We start from the raw sequence: 18366 nt of genomic DNA, 5'->3' as shown, positions 1-18366 counted from the left end.
AAGCACCATAGTCTGATAGCGCAAGGGTACAGAACAGGCAACTGAACCTCTTTCTTGAGAAACGACAGGGCAAAAAGATGGCGAAGCTGACAGTGATTATTCCCTTCTATCAGAAGGAAGCCGGAATTTTAAGACGGGCGCTGGGCTCGATTTTTTCCCAGACATTCCAGGACTTCGACATTATTGTGGTCGATGACCAGTCACCCTATTCCATCGATTTGGAATTGCAGCCGCTGGAGCCGGCACACCGTGCCCGTATTCGGGTTATCAAGCAGGAGAACGGTGGTCCGGGCGGTGCCCGCAATACCGGGCTCGACGCAATTGCCGCCGATTGCGATTTCGCCGCCTTCCTGGATTCCGACGATGAATGGGCGCCGGATCACCTGAAAAATGCCTATGAGGCCATGACCCAATTCGGTGCTGATTGCTATTGGGCATCGATCCACGGCGGAGATGATTTCTACTATCATTTCAGTGTTGCCGAGTTGAAGAAGACCGAAAAAACCGTGCAGCTTCAGGAGACGCCACTGGTGCTCGAACTGCCGGAAATGCCAGTGGTGATGCTGAAGAACTGGAGTTTCCTGCATCTGTCCTGCATGGTGATTGGTCGCCCGCTATTTGAGAAAATCCGGTTTGAAGCCGAGCTTCGGCTGGCGGCTGAAGATGTACTGTTCTTCTGTGATTGTGTGCTGGCGGCCAAGCGCGTCATTCTGTGCGATGCCGCTGGAGCCGAGCGCGGTGAAGGAATCAATATTTTCCACAGTATTGATTCAAGTTCTCCCGCCTTTCTGCAGCAGCAGTTGAATACCTGGGTGGCGCTAGACACGCTTGAACGTCGATTTTCCAATAAACCTGAAGCCTTGAGCTTTATTCAGCACTATAAGCAGACAGCTCGTAAAAATGCCCTCTGGGGTCAGATGGGCATGGTAAAACGCCGTAAGCTACCGCAGTTCGGCGTGCTATTGCGATGGATGAGACGGGATCCTGCCATCGTCCAAAGTGCTTTGGCCCTTGCGGTTGGTAAATTTTCCCGCTGATATAAAAGTATCTTGAAATGCAGTGATCATGCATTCTCATCGGGCGTCTGCCTCGCCCCGTAAAGGAACATTCATGCAGCCTTACTATTGGGAATCCGCCCATGGAAATTTTGGTGACGACCTTAACCTCTGGTTATGGGATTTTCTCATGCCAGGTTTTCGGGATGTGCATCCGGAAACGTTGCTTGTCGGCGTCGGAACTGTTCTCAATCGCGCTCTTTTGCCGGAAGGCCAGCATAAGCTGGTGATCGGCAGCGGTTTTGGCTATGGAAGCCTGCCGGATATGAGCCGACCGGAAGAATGGGATATACGGTCCGTGCGCGGTCCTTTGACTGCCAAGGCGCTTGGTCTGCCGCCGGAAAAAGGTGTGATCGATCCGGCTGTGATGCTGGCGGAAATGCCTGAATTCCAGAAGCTGCCAAAACTATACAAAAAGAGTTTCGTTCCTCACTGGGAATCGGCGGTAGCGGGCGTTTGGGCATCAATTGTGCCCAAAGTGGGCCTCACCTATATCGACCCCTGCGGCGAGGCAAAGGCGGTTATTCGTCAGATTCTGCAATCCGAAGTGATTATAGCCGAATCAATGCATGGCGCGATCATTGCCGATGCTCTACGCGTTCCATGGGTCGCGGTCAGCACCTCAGCTTCTATCAATAGTTTCAAGTGGAACGATTGGGCTTCTACTCTTGGTGTGACTTACAAACCCCTGCGCGTCCCGCTGTCCAGCCGCGCTGAAGCCCAGATAAAGGGCGAAAGCTTTTGGGGGGTGAGCTTTAAAAACCACCAGCCAGCCCCAGAAAATCCGAATGATCTGGCTGTGGATGCAGCGGTTCTGGAACAAGCACGCGGTCCGAAGCAAACCGGATTGCGCACCGTCGTCAAACAGATCCTGGCAGGGCCAGCCATGCTTAATCTATGGAAGGCAAGTCAAGCAGAACCGCAACTGAGCCGAGATTCCGTTTTGGATGAGCGTAAAGCCCGCTTCCTGGAGGTTATTGAGGGCGTCCGTCGTGATTATGGGATCGGCGCGGCTTCCTGATCCGACCTGCAGCATAATTCAAGTGTTACGGCGCTGTGCGTGTTATCAAACGCACAGCGCTGGAGGTGACGGTTGTCTCTGTTAAATACTATTGGACAATTCTTTAAATCGGAATCGGTTTAAAGAATTATGCAACAAATATAAGGAGCTACAGCGAACCTTTGTGCGCCATATGTCGTGCCCGGCGCTGAGAGCATCGTGCAGACAATCAGAATCAGCACGATGCTCCCAGTTTTTGTTTACAGACAGGATTTATCCGAAAACCGGTTCTTAACTTTCGGTCCGATCCTCTATCGCTGGTCGGCATCCGCGATGGCAGGCAAGAGATAGCGCAGAGGCCCCGAGGACTGGGCAGATTGAGGGCGTTGGCTACTGCCAATCAGCGCATCTTTCTTATCGGCTGCAATCCCGCCGATGATGGCCGGTATGGCAACAGGATGGGTCGCCGCATAGGAGATGGCGGACAATGCACCTTGATTATTCTTTAAATCGAGGAAATGTCGCAGCTCATAGCGGTCGCGGATGTGCTTTTCATGCTGGAGCAGCAATGATCTCTGCTCCTGCGTCAGGTCTGGATTGGCGAGGATGGAGCGGTCAGCTTCGTAAAGCCGCTTTAGATCTTCGGTTCTATGCTTGCCGCTGAGCGAATCAGGACGGACAACAGCACCATAACCGCAACTATGAATGATCTTGTAGCGGGCACCAGCGACAAGCGCACGTGCATAAAGATCATAATCTTCGCCGAGGCGAAGCCTTTCGTTATATCGCAAGCCATGGCGATCCAGAAAGTCGCGCCGCATGACTGGCTTGAGGAAGCCGATTTCCCCGCGTTGCGCGCCTCTCTGGGAAATATTTCCAGCAATGAAATCCTCAAGCACCAAAAGGCGCGCCTGACGCCGGAAACGTTTGACCTCGGTACTGACCTGGGAAACGCATTCCTCTTTCACAAAGACGATATTGTCGGCGATGAAATCCCAATGGTCTTCAGCCATCATCTGAGTGAAGCGCCCTGGCAGGAAAAAATCATCTGCATCGAGAATAGATAGCAAAGGTGCCGTCGATGCTTCAATAGCACAGTTGCGTGCGGCGGCTGGGCCGCGATTATGGTCGAAGCGGATAATTTTCAAGCGACCGCTGTTGTCGTCGGCGGAAAAAGCTTCTGCGCCGGTGCCATCCACCGATCCATCATCGACGACAACAACTTCCCGCGTTTCGGCTTCCGCCAAGGCAGAACGCACCGCCCGCGCCACAGTGGCGCCAGCGTTTTTAGCGGCAATAATAACGCATACGGTGGAATTCATCATCATTACGGTCCCCCGTATTCTAATCTGACGCGCAGGTAGCGCGTTTCTGATTCGAACAGATGACGAAGCAAAATTTCCCCTACATTACGGCAGGAACCGGAAAGGCAGTGGATGTCTCCCGGGGTTCTAATCGCCTTGCTCCAAATCAACCGTTTTCCAAGCCAAACGCGGCTTTCAAACACAAATGCTTGGCGAAGTGAGCCGTGTCAACGGCTTTCGCGCAATCTTTGCCAATTGATTTTGGCTGAAACGCGGCCGGGCGAAAAGAAGGCCGGTTAGTTGTTGCGCAATGCGGTCTGACCCGTCTTGCCAAGTGCGCGGATTGCGCCATTGCTGGCTGTCGCGTCGCTGGTCCCGGTCGCCTGTGTGCGGCGCTTTGATTCGTGAAAAACAAGATAAGCAACACAACAGAAGTAACCAACCTGCAAAAGAATGGCGGCTAAAACTGTTTTAATGAGCGTGCCAGCAAGCGAGCCTGACAGGAAATAAGTCGCAACTGCAAACACCAGCAGTGCACCAATCATGCTAAAGAAGACCTTAGGCGCATGCATAATTTAGAGCCTCCCCCCGGTACATTGATCTTGAGATCATAGCCATTGCCTTCTCCTCAGAGGCATAATGAATATAGGCACCTTGCCTCATTCTTTCAATCTTCATGTTTGTACGGCCCTTTGGCTGCGATCTTGGCGCGACAATAGAGCAAATGGCTTGCAGGACCGTTACAAAAATCAGTCAATTTTTCTCGCGGCTTTAGGGAATTACTAACTATTTCCTTGGCTTGCGATAGGGCGTCAATGAAGGTCATTGCGTCTTTGAATAGGGACGACCTTGGCTTGGGGGAGGTGGGGATCGAGCCGAAAACCTATATTTCGCCTTTCTGAATTCATTAAATCTTTACCTAATTCGATCACGAATTGTTTCAATATTAGGATATCGTTTTAAACCTATATGCGTCGCACCATAATGATGCAATGCAATATCCATGTCAGAGGACATCAACCTGAGCCGCTTTCCTCCATTTCACATGACGAATTTATGAAATTTCATTGAGTTCCCATATATATTAAAAGTAATAAACATTCCATTTGCGGGAAGGTTAAAGGATTTTCATTGCAAAATATCCAAATTCGGAAACCTAAGTGTCACAATGGGACGTTAAATACTTAAATTGTAGTGTGAAAGAGACACATATTTTAATCGCTATCATTCCATCCTCTGGAAGGTTTTCTGCAAAGGCTATTGCGAAGGACAAATTATCACCACACACTAGGGATCAATGACCACGGACGCGTCCCGCCGGGACCCGACCAATCGCCCACGTAAATGGAGTTACCTCTATGAAGTCCGCGACAAGATCGGCCAGTTCGCCGTTTTTTACGACCGCCGCATCCGGTACCCAACCGGTTGGTGGTCTTGCCAAGAGAGGGTTTGATATTTTCATCGCCACGATGGCGCTGATTATCTTCAGCCCGATGTTCTTGATGATTGCAGCCATGGTGAAATTTACCGATGGCGGCAGTGTATTTTACGGCCATCGCCGTATCGGACATAACGGCCAGCAATTTCATTGCATGAAGTTTCGCACCATGGTGCAGAATGGCGACAAGGTTTTGCAGGATTACCTGCGGGCCAATCCGGAAGCTTATGAAGAATGGCGTGCCACCCGTAAGCTGCAAAACGATCCCCGTGTGACGGCGATCGGTTCCGTGCTGCGTAAGCTCAGCCTGGACGAGCTTCCGCAGCTCTTCAATATCATTAAGGGTGAGATGAGCATCGTCGGACCCCGGCCTGTCGTCGAAGATGAGCTGGAAATGTACGATAGTGCTGCAGCTTTTTATCTGCAAACCCGCCCTGGCCTGACTGGTCTCTGGCAGGTGAGCGGCCGCAACGATGTTTCCTACGAAACGCGGGTGGCTATGGACACGCAATATGTTAAGACATGGTCGCTGGCCAGGGATGTACTCATCATGGTCCGCACGGTTCCGGCAGTGTGCCTGTCTCGCGGCAGCTACTAAAAAAAGAATGTCATAAGGGCGGAGCCGATCGGGCTGCTGCCCGAAATGACGTTTAGACGTGCCGCCTTTTTATAGAATACGCATAGGATCTGCCATGAAGGCTTACGGATTTGCTGGAGGATTTCGGTCATCCAAGCGCATTACGACCTTGAACGTTGCAGCACTCACGCTTTGCCTGTCCTTGGCTGTGCCGGGATTGACATTGGCAGATGACTACCGTTTGGGCGTAATGGACAAGGTCCGCGTTCGGGTGGCGGAATGGCAGACGGCCGAGGGTGCCGTACGGGACTGGGCCGCCGTCAGTGGCGACTATTCCGTCGGTGCTGCGGGTCAGGTGTCTCTGCCGTTCATCGGCGAATTGCCGGCCTCCGGCAAAACCACAGCCGAGGTTGCCGACGAGATCGGCAAAAAGATGCAGCAATTGTTCGGTCTCAGTGATCGGCCGTCCGCATCGGTTGAAATTTCCGAATATCGCCCCGTCTACATGGCTGGCGCGATTCAGTCGCCGGGTGAATATCCCTATGCACCGGGTATGACGGTTTTGAAGGCCCTGAGCGTGGCGGGCGGCTTGAAGCGCGCCGATGCTGGCCAGCGTTTTGCTCGTGATTTCCTTCAGGCGCAGGGCGATGGCGCCGTTTTGGTCTCCCAACGCAACCGTTTGCTGGTTCGTCGTGTGCGCGTTCTTGCGGAAATGAATGAAAAAGAGACGATCGAAATTCCTGAGGAACTGAAATCCATTCCCGACATCAACCAGTTGGTTGAGTCGGAAGCGGCCTTGATGAATTCCCAGACCGCCAAGCTCAAGGTTCAGTTGTCGTCACTCGCCGACCTCAAGACCTTGCTTGCGGCTGAAATTGAGGCGCTCGGTAAGAAGTCCGAGACCCAGACCCGTCAGTTGACGATGGTTCAGGAAGATCGTGACAAGGTCAATAGCTTGAGTGAGCAGGGCCTGGCGCTGAGTTCGCGTCGTTTGGCGGTCGAGCAGCAGGTGTCGGATTTGCAGTCGGCGCTTCTGGATATCGATACCAATACGCTGAAGGCCAAGCAGGATCTGAACAAGGCCCAGCAGGACGAAACCACGACACGCAACGACTGGGATGCCCAGCTTGCCCAGGAATTGCAGGATACCGAGGCGGAGCTGGACCAGATTGCGTTGAAGCTTTCCACCAGCCGTGGCCTGATGGCCGAATCCCTGCTGCAATCTTCGGAAAGCGCCAGTGCCAAGAATGCTGATGGTGAAGCCAATGTCGCTTATTCCATCGTCCGCGAAAAGGATGGGAAGCCCACTGAAATCGCTGTTGACGAGAATACCTCAGTAGCGCCCGGCGATGTGATCAAGGTTACGGTAAAGCTGTCTCAGCCAGCCATGCGGTAACGGTCGATGCGGATCGCCAAATCGCATTTGATCGACCCTGAACGCAATGGTCTCTATGCCGTCACGGCGATTGCGCTTTCCTACTTCGTTTTTGCCTATTCTGCCCGTTTCGGGCAAATTTCCATTCTGGCTTATTACGGAGTCTGGCTGCCGCTGATTGCTGTGAATTACCGGCGCGTGCTGGGTAATTATGGTCTGTACCTTCCGATCTTTGCGTTCAGCATTCTGACCATCCTGTCGATCTTCTGGTCGGCGGCGCCACCGGTGACGGTCAGGGCCTCGCTGCAATATTTCTCGCATATCGTCTGTGCGTTGATTGCCATGCGTGTGGTGGGCATAAGGTCCTTTTTGAGGGGATCAATGATCGGCACCGGTATCGTGCTGGTCTATTCGCTGCTGTTCGGTTCCTATTTTCTGGATCCCCTGGACGGTTCCTTCAGCTTTGTGGGTGCCTTCTCGTCAAAGAACCAGCTGGGCTTTTATGCCTCGCTCGGCGTGTATTTTTCGTTCGCCGCGATCATTATCCTGAAAGAACGCAGCATATGGGTGCTGCCGCCCGCTGGGCTGGCTTTGCTATCGGCCTATTGTCTGTTTGCATCGGAGTCGGCCACATCGGTCATTACCGTCATGGCGGTGGTCGGGGCGTCTCTAGTGTTGAGAGCGGTCATTCTCCTGTCGCCGCGCCATCGTATTGTGCTGGTTGTGGCTGGCGTCGTGCTTGGCGGGCTGGGGGCGGCGGCGTTCGTCTATGCTGGTGGCGTCGATTTGATCCTGGGAGCATTCGGAAAGGATTCGACCCTGACCGGGCGAACCTATCTTTGGCAGCAGGGCATAGCGGCAGCCTGGGCGAATCCGATTTTTGGCGTCGGTTACCAGGCCTATTGGGTCCAGGGCTTTTCCGAGGCGGAGCGGCTATGGGATGAGTTTTATATTCCGACCCGGGCCGGGTTTCATTTCCACAATACGTTCATCGAAACCGCTGTTGAGACCGGGATTATCGGCCTCGTTCTGCTGGTTGGAATGTTGGTCTTCGCATTGATCGGCAATCTCAAACGTCTGCTCGTTAATGCCCGAGATCCAGAGGCCGGTGTGCTGTTCGGTCTCGCCATGCTGCTGGTCGAGCGGGCTTTCGTGGAAATCGATATTATCTTCGCTTATCAGATCGGCTCCTTCCTGCTTTATTTCATGCTGGGCAAGCTTGTTCAGCGCCGCGCCGTCCCGGTGACACGCTCAAGTGTCGTGCGCTATTATGGTGATGGGACATCGAGCGCGCGCAACCTTTAAAAAACAAGGGCGCTGTGCCGTTGTAAAAGAAGCGCCACTGCATCATATATGTGTAAGGTCTGCTTTGCTTGCAGGGTGCTGCCTTTGCGCCCTGCTTTGGTTGGCTGGCGTTGAATTTAGATAAGGTGCTGTGTGTTTAGCCAAGCACGAAAGGCGCCATAGAACTTTAAAGATGCTGTACAATGTTTCCTAAATCAGGCTCGATTTAAGGAAACGTGCAGTCACCGTCATAATCGACAGTCGATTTCCTGACCGTATCCCTTTGCTCAAGCCCGTTCATTCGAAGGATTAAGCCATGATTCGCTTCACCACCATTACCGATGATGCCGCACCGGCAAAAACGCCAGCCGTCAAGGCGGTTTCCAATGAGACTGCGCCTGAGCAGCAGCCTGAGCCGGCAAAAACCGAAAAGCGCCAGAAGCGCAGCAAGCCTGCAGATGGCGGTGAAAGACTGCTGTGATGATTGGATGGGTCTACTGAACGACGATTGCGACGGTTTGCTCCCTTCGGGAGCCCGGTGATCTCTTCATGTTTCTGAAATATGCGAGCGAGAATAATGCGATGGCTTTAACCTTCCCCAATAATAGCCGCAGTTTCGATGAGAAGGGACACCGCATCCGGTTTCTTGGTTACGACGGCATGTTTGAAATCAGGTTTTTCGTGGAACTCGATGCGATATCCAAGGCGATGGCCAAGGTTATCGTCGGGGAACACGACTTCCTCGCCGCATTTGACAATCTGCGCGGATCTATTCTGGATGTTGCAAGAAAAGCCTATGGGAAAAAAGGCGGCAACAACATGTATCTTTTGACCGCGGCGGATTTCCGTTGACCGTAGAATCGCAGGATCTGCCACGTTTACACTGAACCGGACGAATTTGGGGAAACGAGGGTCCATTTCCCCCCGACAGCCTCTCAGCAAAGGGATTTTACATTGACTGATCAAGATGAGGATCTGGTTGAACGCCGCGCTGTTCGCGCCCAGGAAAAACTGGTGAAGCAGCAGGAGGGGCAGCAGGCGATGGATGAACATCTTGCTGCCCTCGAGCGGCAGAAGGAAAAGACCTTACGGCTGCGCGAATTGAGACATGCCCTGGAGGCAGAAAAAATCCGCGCTGCCGCCAAGACAAAGCCCACAACCAAACGCGCTGGTCAGCTGTAAACGGCTTTGGACGGAGAGGCTGCATTGCGCCTTTCATCCATCGCCAGAAAGCTGTCGTATCAGGTGGTCGCAGCCGAGGTGAAATTTACGTCCAGGAACTGCTTGCTGATCGATAGATCGAGTTGGGTGAGATTATGCCCCGACGGTAGGATGTCGTGGCTGACCGTATGACCCACAGCTTGAAGTGAGCCGACCAATCGTTCTGCATTGTCAGCGGGAATGATTGGATCCATCGCTCCAGATAGCACGAGAACTGGTACGCCAGCGCCACTGTCATGCTCTACTGGCGGGGATTGAAGCGGTGCCATGGCCCGCAACAGCACCGCGCCAGCCAAGGTCTGGCGATGCAGCAACAGCAGAGCGGCGGCAATATTGGCGCCATTGGAGAAGCCGACGGCGACAGGGGCCGCCAGGTTATGAGCCGCACGGGCCTCCTTTATGAAACCGGCCAGATCCGCTGCCCGCACCCGCAGGTCATCTTCATCGAACACACCTTCCGCCAACCGTCTGAAGAAGCGTGGCATGCCGTGTTCCAGCACTTGCCCACGGGGGGATAGCAGAGCCGCACCCGGTGAAAGGGCAGCGCCAAGCGATAAGAGATCATTTTCGTTGCCGCCTGTTCCATGCAGCAAAAGCAAGGGCGCAAGGTTTGGCACCGTCGCCGGAACGAACTGATGGATAAACGACGAGCTGGGGGAATGGGTCATGTCGGATTTCTCCTATGCGGCCCCGATGTGAGGCGCGAGATGTGCAGCAGACGTAAAGTGTTGCAGCATGCGAGTGCTTGATAAAATGCACGATCATGTGTCGGCGGCGCGTTTTGTTAACGCGCCGCATTTTTGAGCATCTGGACGTCAGCATCTCCCAGAAAACTGGAATCGGTACGATGCTGTCGTTTCTGTTGTCGCATCGGATTTTCCGAAAACCGGATTTCACCTCTGCCTGACGAACTCTAGTCCTGCTGAGCGACGCTGAGATCGCCGAGATCGGGTAGCATCCCCTCAATCTTGGCCCGGAAACCTTCCAGGCCCTTCGGCAGCTTCAGTGCCTGACCCAAGGTTGCCGCGGGTTCATCGACGGCAAAGCCGGGGTCGAGCGTGGCGATTTCGAACAACACGCCGCCCGGAGAGCGGAAATAGATCGAGCGGAAATAGTCCCGGTCTTTCTGTTCCGTTGTCTGCAAGCCGTGGTTCTTGCGCAGTTTTTCAGCCATTTCCGCCTGTTCGGCATCGTCCTTTGCTCTGAAGGCAACGTGATGGACCGAGCCGGCACCTGGCCGGGCGGGCAAAAATTCACCGGCAGCGCGCAGATCCACCACCCCACCGATATCAGTGCCAGGCACATGATACCGGGTGACATAGCCTTCCTTGCCCTGCTGTTCAAAGCCGAACACATCGGTCAGGACAGCAGCGGTTGCGTCGATCTTGTCCAGCAGCAGCGTCACCCCGTGAAATCCCCGCAACGCATGCTCTGCCGGAATGCCGGGGGCTGCCCAGGCGGCTTCTTGTTCGATGTCTTCAATGCCGACCAGGGCAAGCCGCATCCCGTCTGGGTCCTTGAAAGGCAGGACTGTCTGGCCAAAGCGCTGCTCGATCTTTTCATGCACGACGCCCTGTTCGATAAAGCGATGCGTCCAAAACCCCAGGGAGGATTTGGGAACCCGGTAACCTGTTTCCTGGGTTTCACCGATGCCGAGGCGGCCCGGTGCGGCATGTTCCCAGGGGAAGAAGGTCATGATCGTGCCGGGATTGCCGGCCTCATCGCCGAAATAGAAGTGATAGGTGCCGGGATCGTCGAAATTGACAGTCTTTTTGACAAAGCGCTGGCCGAGAACCCGCGTGTAGAAATCGAGATTGCGGCGCGCTGGGCCAGCAATTGCTGTGACGTGATGAATGCCATGTGCCATGTGAACTCTCCTTTGCTTGGTCAGCATTGAGGACGCCGTGCGGTTTGAATTGCCGCTAATCGGGTTCTCTAGTCCGTGAAAGCAGGTGCAGGATTGGACTTCGGTTCCCGATGTCGGCAATGATGCGGCGCTTTCGATGACCAAGAGATAGGCGCTTGCCGTTCGGATTGCAGCTGGTTTTGCTTGCATTCATGCAAACTTGACTTTGCGCGGTAAGAAACCAGAATGCATTCTGGAAATAAACGCGGAGGCCTATCATGCGAGCAGCAAAATCCTTGGCCTGGGACGATCTGCGGCTCGTCAAGGCAATAGCGCAGGCCCAGGGCATGGCTGGGGCAGCGGCGGCACTGGGGATTGACCATTCCACTGTGTTCCGCAGGCTGGGCGCCCTGGAAGAGGCACTGGGTGTGCCGCTGTTCGAGCGCAGGCGCTCCGGCTACGCACTGACGCCGACCGGTGAAGAAGCCATGCGCACTGCCGAGCGGATCGAGGCGGAGGTCGCGCAGCTGGAACGCCGTCTGCAAGGCCGGGAGATTGCGCCGGCCGGTGAAATCCGGGTGACGACGGCCGACAGTCTGCTGGTCTATTTGCTGACGCCCTTGTTTGCCCGGTTCCAGCAGGCCTATCCGGACATTCAGCTGGATGTGGTGATCGGCAATAATGCTTTGAACCTTTCGCGGCGGGATGCAGATATTGCCATTCGTGCAACAGACAATCCGCCGGACATGCTTGTCGGACGCCGCATCGGCCTGATCGCCTGGGCACTCTACGGTCGCGGCCAGGATTTTGTCGCCGCATCCGACCCTTCGCCGGAAGAACTCGAGGCCGCCAATTGGGTTTGCCTAGGCGAAGACATGGCGGGGTTGAAAGTGGTCAAGGCGGCCAGGCAACAGCTGGCGCCAAAACAGCTGCGCTACCGCGCCAATTCTGTGCTCGCATTGGCCGATGCGGTGGAGGCGGGCATCGGCATCGGCCATATTCCCTGTTTCATCGGTGATGTACGCCCCGCCCTGGTTCGGCTTTCGCCGACCATTCCTGATTATTCCGCCAGCCTTTGGCTGCTGACCCATCAGGACCTGCGCCATTCGCCCCGCATTCGGGTGTTTATGGATTTTATTGCCGCGCAGTTGATCCCGCTGCGACCACTGATCGAAGGGGTATCGCCTGGCCGTTCCGAGGCCCTCCAGCAGCCTTGATCTTGCTGAGGTCGTGTTCTGGGTGTCGAGGTTCCCCACTCGGGATCGAGATCAGGTCCGGGAAAGTTTATCTTGCTATGCCGTCTGCGTCTTTACGGAACAATCTTTGCCGTGCTTTTCCTGTTGAAAGTCGGTGGGTGAGAATTCGTTAAGATTGTTTGAATAGTGTCAGCGTAGAGAGGGTATCTTGAAACGACCGTAGAAGGTCGCTAGTAGTTTGTTGCGCCCACCGTCTGCGATGGCAGTCGCACTGTGGAAGCGCCAAGGAGTTGTGCGAGTGGAGAGTTACCCGTTGAAAAAGGTTGTCGCAGTTTTTGTTACTGCGGGTCTTGCTGCATGCGATACTCTACCGGCGTCAGGGCCGCTTTCCTCGCAAATCGAGGGCCAGGCAGGTAAGTCAAGGCAGGAGCTGAACAGGCCCAATGCATCGGTTTTCGATGTTGTGGATGTCGATCAGCGGACTGCCCGTACGGTTTCCGGTTTTTCCAATTCGATGTTCAGCCGCCGTTTCGGTATTGGCGGACGGGCTGGCCGGGTGGTGATCGGGATTGGCGATCAGTTGAAGATCAGCATTTTCGAAGCCGGATCGGACGGGCTGTTTTCAACGAGCCAGTCCAAGCAGACGACCATCGATGTGGTGATCCAGCCAGATGGAACCGGCACCATTCCCTATGTCGGACAGATTGTCCTGGCCGGAAAGACCCAGGAAGAAGCACGCAAGGCTATCCTGGCCAAGCTGGTCAATAAGGCCGTGGAGCCTGATGTCCTTGTCACGGCAGCAGGCACCGCCTCGCGTTCTGTTACGGTTTCCGGCTCCGTCGGCAAGCCTTCGAATGTGGAGCTGACCCTGGCCGGAGACAAGCTCACCGAGGTGATCGCACGGGCTGGCGGGGCTTCCAGTGAACCCTACGAATCCTACGTCACTCTGGTACGCGGCACCAAATCGGCCAGCGTGCTTTTGAAGTCGCTGATCGAAAATCCGCGTGAAAACATTTATGTCGAGCCGCGCGACCAGATCTATGTCACCCACGATCCGCGCACCTTCACCATCCTGGGTGAAGTGCAGAAAAATGGTCGTGTACCCTTCGGCGCCAATGATCTGAACCTCCTTGAAGCCATCGCGCTTGGCGGCGGCGGTTCCGACAGCCAGGTGGATGCGGAGGGCTATTTCGTGTTCCGCTACGAGGAGCCGGAAATCGTCATGGATATTCTGGGCGCCAAACGGTTCCACGAATTGCAGTCCAAGGGCATGGTGGCGAGCAAGGATGGCCGATACCCGATCGTCTACCGGTTCAACATGCGTTCACCCGATAGCCTGATTGTTGGCCAGAATTTCCCGATCAAGAGTCGCGATGTCATCTACGCTTCGCGTCATCCGACGGTCGATTTCATGAAGTTCATGCAATTGATCGCAACCCCTGTTGGTACGGCCTCCGGCGTTCGCAGTCTGACGGATTGATTTTGAGGGGAGTTATATCAGGAGTCATTGAAAATGACGCCTGATATTCCCCCTGAAAACAAGTCAAGTGCATGATGTTGCTCATAATCTATAGGGTTGCTCGTGGTGAGCTTTTTCGGATAACAGATCATCCTCCGGCGGCGGTTTCCTGCGTGTTACACCGGTGGTCGATGGCTGTTTTGCCGGTGCTTTCGGTCGCCGCCGGGATTTTGTCGGTCCATACCTCGTGCACATAATATCGACCGTGGCTGCGACATTGGCCTCCATGTCGCCTTCGCTCGGAATACCGGCTACACCAAGCAGCACAGGTTCATAAAGACCGGCCTCGCACAGCGCCTTGAATTCCCGTGCGGCCTGCGCGCTATCGGGTGGCACAAGTTTACCTGATATTTTCATTGTTTCGAAAATCTGTATGAAGCGGTCCAGCACCCGGCGCGGACCGATGTCGAAGTAAATCGCGCTGAGATCGGTGGCCCTGCCTGCTTCCGATACCACCAGACGGGTGATTGCGATGATCTTGGGGCGTAGCAGCAGCCTCAGATAGTTCATTCCGAGCGCCTTCAGCGTGTTTGCCGCATCCTGCTCCTTGTCGATGACATCCATCAACGGTGCAAAGGCATCTTCGCCCGCCTGAACGACAAAAGCGGCAAACAGATCCGCCTTGCTGGGGAAATAGCCGTAGAGCGTTCCCTTGGATCCGCCGACTTCTGCCGCCACCGCCGCCATCGATACCTGGGCATAGCCGTGGCGAAGAAACATCGACCCGGCGATGTCGACAATGGCCTGGCGCTTGGCCTGGGTTCTGACACGCATGGCGCCTCCTGAAATCGTACTGGGATGTACGTTTATAACTTGACGTCTGTCACATGGCTGTATATGTACAATATCGTACGGTTATGAAAGGTCAATCCGATGACAGTCCCATTTCCAAATAAGCCTGAATTTACTGGATCGCTCTACAAGCCGGCCCGTTTTGAAGGCCAGGTTTATGATCTCGAAGTGGAGGGCAAGGTGCCCGAGGAGATCGACGGCACGTTCTTTCAGGTTGCTCCCGATCCGCAATATCCCCCTATGCTTGGAGAGGACATTTTCTTCAATGGCGATGGCGCCGTCAGCGCCTTCCGGTTCAAGAACGGCCATGTGGATTTTCAGCGTCGTTACGTGATGACCGAGCGATTGAAGGCCCAGCGCGACGCCCGCGCCTCCTTGCACGGGATCTATCGCAATCCCTTTACCAATGATCCGAGCGTCAAGGATATTTCCAACTCCACCGCCAATACCAATGTCGTTGTTCACAATGGCAAGCTGCTGGCGCTGAAGGAGGATAGCCCACCTTATGCCCTCGATCCGATCACGCTTGAAACCATCGGTCTTTATGATTTCGATGGCCAGTTGACCAGCGCGACCTTCACGGCCCATCCGAAATTCGACCCAGAAACCGGCGATCTGCTGTGTTTCGGCTACGAGGCCAAAGGCGAGGCCACCCCCGATATCGTCTATTACGAGATCGACAAGCATGGCCGGATGAAGCGTGAAGTGTGGATCACCGCACCTTATGCCGCAATGATCCATGATTTCGCGGTCACGGAGCATTTCGTGATTTTCCCGTTGATGCCGTTGACGGCGGATCTGGAGCGGATGAAGCAGGGCGGCAAGCACTTCCAGTGGCAGCCGGGTCTGGATCAGCTCTTCGGCATTCTGCGCCGGGATGGCGACGGACGTGATGTTCGTTGGTTCAAGGCGCCCAACGGCTTCCAGGGCCATACGCTGAACGCCTTCGATGATGGCGGTAGGATCTTCGTCGATATGCCCGTCACATCAGGCAATATCTTCTATTTCTTCCCGCAATCGGATGGCACGGTGCCGCCGCCGGAAACCCTGTCTTCGCAGATGATGCGCTGGACCTTCGACATGCGGTCGAACGGCAACAATATCGAAGTGAAGCCGCTCACCAGTTTCGCTTGTGAGTTTCCCCGCAGCGACGACCGCTATTGTGGCCGGCAATATCGCCATGGCTTTGTGATCGCCATGGATCCGACCAAGCCTTTTGACGAAGCCCGGATCGGTCCGCGTCCGTTTCAGTTCTTCAATCAACTGGCGCATCTGGATATTGCAACCGGAAAGACCCAGCTCTGGTTTGCCGATGACCAGTCCTGTTTCCAGGAGCCGATCTTCGTGCCGCGCCGGCCGGATTCGCCTGAAGGCGATGGCTATGTGATCGGTCTGGTTAATCGGTTGGCGGAGCGCGCTACGGATCTTCTCGTGCTGGATGCGCAACATCTGTCTGACGGTCCGATTGCGACCATCAAGTTGCCGATGCGTCTGCGCATGTCGTTGCACGGCAATTGGGTGCCGGGCGATCAGCTGAAGGCGGGTTGACATAGCCTGAAGGACGGCATTGGGCTGGAAACCGGGAACGATTTTCAGCCCAATGCGATAAAACCAAGACTTAGATCATTGGGCCGATCCCGATTTTCTGCACCGTTTTCTACAGCGGCATGCATTTCGTCAAGTGCATGTAAGTTACTGTAATAGTTCAAATTTTCGACATAATTTCGCATTGGATCGAGTTCAATCTAAGGAATTATGCGGTAAGGATATGGGATATTCGAAAGAGTATACGAATTGTCATATTTCATGACTTTCCGACTAGACATCAATCCGATACCGGACCCCGTTGCCGCCCTTGAAGAGAACCGACCGCATGTCTCCAGCAACAAAAAACACCACACGTGGCGATGTGAACCGGTGGCGGCGTCGATTTGTTTTCTTAAAAGGCCCCAGCGTCAGCTTTGCCTTGCGCACCACCGTTGCCGCTATTCTTGCCATGGCATTGGCCACATTGCTGCAAATTCACCATCCCTACTGGGCGGCAATGACTGTGTGGCTGGTCGCCCAGCCCACCCGTGGGCTGGTGGTCGAGCGGGGACTGGCGCGGCTGGCGGGAACCATCGTCGGAGCCCTTTTCGGCTTTCTAATGCTCTGGCAATTGAGCGCTGCACCTGGCCTGCAGCTGTCGGTGCTGATTTGCTGGGTCGCGCTGTGCGCTGCGGCGGGATCGTTCTTTCGCCACTTCCGCTCCTATGGGCTTTTGCTGGCCGGTTACACCGCTGCCGTCGTCACCATGTCGGGTCTGATCGAGCCCCAGCTTGGCCATGAATTGGCCTGGTCGCGGATCGCCTGTACCCTGATCGGTGTGGTGGCTTCGCTTGTCGCCACGGTGCTTTTTGCACCGGGGGCAGCCAAGGACATGGTTCATACCCGCTCTCTTGCACTTCTGCGTCAGGCTCTGTCGCTTTCGGCGGCCCTGCTGAAAACCCCTGGGGAAACCATGGGGGGGGCCGTGGGTGAACCCGTGCAACAGTTCTTCTCGGTAGTCGTCCAGATGGATACCGATCTCGACACACTGGCTGCGGGCTCGCTCACAGGGCACCAGCGCGCCCGGTTCGCCCGTCACATTGCCGCCGCCTCGACCATTCTGGTCACCGAAGCGATGACGGCCCGCCAACTCGGCGAGCCGCAGATGAGGACGGAAAAGACCGCTGAAACATTGGCCGCTGTCGATCTGGCGCTGGGGCGTGGCGATATCGAGGCGGCCCATACTGCTGTCGCGGCAATCGGCGAGCACGCCCCGCAACTGTCGGCCGCGGTGACCGCTGCCATCGGTTACCTGGGTGAGCTTTACGCTGTCCAGCCGGTCAATCGCCTGCTGGACATCAATGCCTTGCGCATTTCGGACAAAAGGGCAGCAGCAATTGCCTTTTGCCGGACTTTCCTTGCGCTGAGCGCGGTGGCCCTGGTCTGGAAGCTGACTGGCTGGTCGCTGGGTCCGGTCATGCTGATGACAGCTGCGGTATTCGTGACGCTGTTTTCAAGCCATGAAGCCCCTCAGCTCGCGGTTGGCGAGGCATTGAAAGGGACACTGTGCGGCGCAACGCTTGGCATGTTCTCGCGGATCTATTTGCTGCCGCATGCGGAAAACGCGTTGGACATGCTGTTGATGGTGGCACCTTTCCTGGCCGTGGGCGCTTACGCCATGTCGCGTCCGAAAACCGCCAAAGCTGCCATCGATGGCAATATGTCATTCCTACTCGCTGCCCAGCCGGTTTTTCCGGTGGCGGTATCGCCTTGGCTTTCGGTGGAGCAGACCTTGGCGATGGTGGCGGGTGTTGCTGCTGCGGCACTCGCTTTTCGTTTTGTCTTTCCGGTCAATCATCGCCTGGTGCTGACAGTGCTGCGCAACCGTCTGACAGAAGATCTTGAGGTAACGGCCCGGCTTGCCAGCCATGAACAGGTGCTGCAACGCCGCTTCAGAATGATCCAGCGCATCCTGCGTATGGGAAGTCTGCGGCTCGTTGCGCCTTCAGAAACCAGCCGGGACGTGTTTCTGCTTCTCTGCCTTGTGACCATGCTGGGCCGTCTTCTGGAACGGCGTGGGCGTGATGACATCGCCTCGCTCGACAGGCGCTATGTCGATTTTGCACTCGAAGCACTGAAAGCCGCTCCTGAAAACTGGGAGCATCACCATTCGGTCTTCTTGACCCTGCTGAAACGGGATCCGGTCCTGGTTCCCCATACATCTCTCTGAAT

At 55.2% G+C, this 18366-nt stretch carries 17 protein-coding genes; 12 read left to right on the top strand and 5 right to left on the bottom strand.

Translation table 11 applies throughout. The annotated features are described in order from the left end of the window. Positions 1-77 precede the first annotated feature (77 nt). Together G6L01_RS14425 and G6L01_RS14420 are read left to right on the top strand one after the other, a co-directional pair. Positions 78-1037 (top strand): glycosyltransferase family 2 protein, encoded by a 960-nt coding sequence (locus G6L01_RS14425; RefSeq protein WP_070167094.1) that lies wholly within the window; start codon positions 78-80, stop codon positions 1035-1037. 73 nt (positions 1038-1110) lie between these two features. Further along, positions 1111-2076 (top strand): polysaccharide pyruvyl transferase family protein, encoded by a 966-nt coding sequence (locus G6L01_RS14420; RefSeq protein ID WP_070167093.1) that lies wholly within the window; start codon positions 1111-1113, stop codon positions 2074-2076. Positions 2077-2366: 290 nt separating this feature from the next. Here G6L01_RS14420 and G6L01_RS14415 read toward each other — a convergent pair whose 3' ends face one another. Both G6L01_RS14415 and G6L01_RS14410 read right to left on the bottom strand, forming a co-directional pair. Continuing rightward, complete coding sequence (locus G6L01_RS14415; protein WP_081344211.1) at positions 2367-3383, bottom strand: glycosyltransferase family 2 protein; 1017 nt, start codon at positions 3381-3383, stop codon at positions 2367-2369. Between the two features lie 272 nt (positions 3384-3655). Then, positions 3656-3931 (bottom strand): exopolysaccharide production repressor protein, encoded by a 276-nt coding sequence (locus G6L01_RS14410; protein ID WP_070167092.1) that lies wholly within the window; start codon positions 3929-3931, stop codon positions 3656-3658. A gap of 786 nt (positions 3932-4717) precedes the next feature. Here G6L01_RS14410 and G6L01_RS14405 point away from each other — a divergent pair. The 6 genes from G6L01_RS14405 to G6L01_RS14380 all read left to right on the top strand — a co-directional run bounded on the left by G6L01_RS14405 (position 4718) and on the right by G6L01_RS14380 (position 9215). Then, positions 4718-5395, top strand: coding sequence for a sugar transferase (locus tag G6L01_RS14405; RefSeq protein ID WP_070167091.1), 678 nt, complete (start codon positions 4718-4720; stop codon positions 5393-5395). Between the two features lie 94 nt (positions 5396-5489). Then, complete coding sequence (locus G6L01_RS14400) at positions 5490-6770, top strand: polysaccharide biosynthesis/export family protein (protein ID WP_081344210.1); 1281 nt, start codon at positions 5490-5492, stop codon at positions 6768-6770. A 6-nt stretch (positions 6771-6776) separates the two neighbouring features. Then, on the top strand, positions 6777-8054 hold the full coding sequence (locus G6L01_RS14395) for an O-antigen ligase family protein (protein ID WP_070167090.1): 1278 nt from the start codon (positions 6777-6779) through the stop codon (positions 8052-8054). A gap of 295 nt (positions 8055-8349) precedes the next feature. Further along, entirely contained in the window at positions 8350-8514 is a 165-nt protein-coding gene (locus tag G6L01_RS14390) for a hypothetical protein (protein ID WP_156551527.1), read from the top strand. A gap of 101 nt (positions 8515-8615) precedes the next feature. Further along, positions 8616-8885, top strand: a complete 270-nt coding sequence (locus tag G6L01_RS14385) for a DUF1488 family protein (protein ID WP_070167113.1) — start codon at positions 8616-8618, stop codon at positions 8883-8885. A gap of 102 nt (positions 8886-8987) precedes the next feature. After that, positions 8988-9215 (top strand): hypothetical protein, encoded by a 228-nt coding sequence (locus G6L01_RS14380; RefSeq protein ID WP_070167089.1) that lies wholly within the window; start codon positions 8988-8990, stop codon positions 9213-9215. Between the two features lie 59 nt (positions 9216-9274). On the opposite strand, the gene G6L01_RS14375 is transcribed toward G6L01_RS14380, so the two are convergent. Further along, positions 9275-9922 carry an alpha/beta hydrolase gene (locus tag G6L01_RS14375; protein ID WP_070167088.1) on the bottom strand — a complete coding sequence of 216 codons (648 nt, stop codon included), beginning with the start codon at positions 9920-9922 and terminating at the stop codon, positions 9275-9277. 245 nt (positions 9923-10167) lie between these two features. After that, a complete protein-coding gene (locus G6L01_RS14370; RefSeq protein ID WP_070167087.1) occupies positions 10168-11121 on the bottom strand; it encodes a ring-cleaving dioxygenase in 954 nt (317 codons plus the stop codon). 257 nt (positions 11122-11378) lie between these two features. On the opposite strand from G6L01_RS14370, the gene G6L01_RS14365 reads away from it, so the two are divergent. After that, complete coding sequence (locus tag G6L01_RS14365) at positions 11379-12317, top strand: LysR family transcriptional regulator (protein ID WP_070167086.1); 939 nt, start codon at positions 11379-11381, stop codon at positions 12315-12317. 292 nt (positions 12318-12609) lie between these two features. Next, positions 12610-13776: a polysaccharide biosynthesis/export family protein gene (locus G6L01_RS14360; RefSeq protein WP_070167085.1), complete on the top strand. Its 1167-nt coding sequence runs from the start codon at positions 12610-12612 to the stop codon at positions 13774-13776. 81 nt (positions 13777-13857) lie between these two features. Here the strand turns inward: G6L01_RS14360 and G6L01_RS14355 are convergent, their stop codons facing one another. Then, complete coding sequence (locus G6L01_RS14355) at positions 13858-14589, bottom strand: TetR/AcrR family transcriptional regulator (RefSeq protein WP_070167084.1); 732 nt, start codon at positions 14587-14589, stop codon at positions 13858-13860. A gap of 99 nt (positions 14590-14688) precedes the next feature. Here G6L01_RS14355 and G6L01_RS14350 point away from each other — a divergent pair, with 99 nt between their 5' ends. Together G6L01_RS14350 and G6L01_RS14345 are read left to right on the top strand one after the other, a co-directional pair. Continuing rightward, a complete protein-coding gene (locus tag G6L01_RS14350; protein WP_070167083.1) occupies positions 14689-16155 on the top strand; it encodes a carotenoid oxygenase family protein in 1467 nt (488 codons plus the stop codon). A 325-nt stretch (positions 16156-16480) separates the two neighbouring features. After that, the gene (locus G6L01_RS14345; RefSeq protein ID WP_070167082.1) at positions 16481-18364 is read left to right on the top strand and encodes an FUSC family protein; all 1884 of its coding nucleotides are present in this window, start codon (positions 16481-16483) and stop codon (positions 18362-18364) included. The last annotated feature ends 2 nt before the right edge of the window (positions 18365-18366 follow it).

The organism is Agrobacterium vitis (assembly GCF_013337045.2).
GTDB lineage: Bacteria > Pseudomonadota > Alphaproteobacteria > Rhizobiales > Rhizobiaceae > Allorhizobium > Allorhizobium vitis_B.
Note: the sequence above shows the minus strand (reverse complement) of the source record. Positions and strands in the feature narration are given on the sequence as shown.

Bases quoted from the DNA above. Each gene is read 5' to 3' on its own strand.
- G6L01_RS14425 (WP_070167094.1), top strand. From the start codon at position 78: ATGGCGAAGCTGACAGTGATTATTCCCTTCTATCAGAAGGAAGCCGGA.
- G6L01_RS14420 (WP_070167093.1), top strand. From the start codon at position 1,111: ATGCAGCCTTACTATTGGGAATCCGCCCATGGAAATTTTGGTGACGAC.
- G6L01_RS14415 (WP_081344211.1), bottom strand. From the start codon at position 3,383: ATGATGATGAATTCCACCGTATGCGTTATTATTGCCGCTAAAAACGCT.
- G6L01_RS14410 (WP_070167092.1), bottom strand. From the start codon at position 3,931: ATGCATGCGCCTAAGGTCTTCTTTAGCATGATTGGTGCACTGCTGGTG.
- G6L01_RS14405 (WP_070167091.1), top strand. From the start codon at position 4,718: ATGAAGTCCGCGACAAGATCGGCCAGTTCGCCGTTTTTTACGACCGCC.
- G6L01_RS14400 (WP_081344210.1), top strand. From the start codon at position 5,490: ATGAAGGCTTACGGATTTGCTGGAGGATTTCGGTCATCCAAGCGCATT.
- G6L01_RS14395 (WP_070167090.1), top strand. From the start codon at position 6,777: ATGCGGATCGCCAAATCGCATTTGATCGACCCTGAACGCAATGGTCTC.
- G6L01_RS14390 (WP_156551527.1), top strand. From the start codon at position 8,350: ATGATTCGCTTCACCACCATTACCGATGATGCCGCACCGGCAAAAACG.
- G6L01_RS14385 (WP_070167113.1), top strand. From the start codon at position 8,616: ATGGCTTTAACCTTCCCCAATAATAGCCGCAGTTTCGATGAGAAGGGA.
- G6L01_RS14375 (WP_070167088.1), bottom strand. From the start codon at position 9,922: ATGACCCATTCCCCCAGCTCGTCGTTTATCCATCAGTTCGTTCCGGCG.
- G6L01_RS14370 (WP_070167087.1), bottom strand. From the start codon at position 11,121: ATGGCACATGGCATTCATCACGTCACAGCAATTGCTGGCCCAGCGCGC.
- G6L01_RS14365 (WP_070167086.1), top strand. From the start codon at position 11,379: ATGCGAGCAGCAAAATCCTTGGCCTGGGACGATCTGCGGCTCGTCAAG.
- G6L01_RS14355 (WP_070167084.1), bottom strand. From the start codon at position 14,589: ATGCGTGTCAGAACCCAGGCCAAGCGCCAGGCCATTGTCGACATCGCC.
- G6L01_RS14350 (WP_070167083.1), top strand. From the start codon at position 14,689: ATGACAGTCCCATTTCCAAATAAGCCTGAATTTACTGGATCGCTCTAC.
- G6L01_RS14345 (WP_070167082.1), top strand. From the start codon at position 16,481: ATGTCTCCAGCAACAAAAAACACCACACGTGGCGATGTGAACCGGTGG.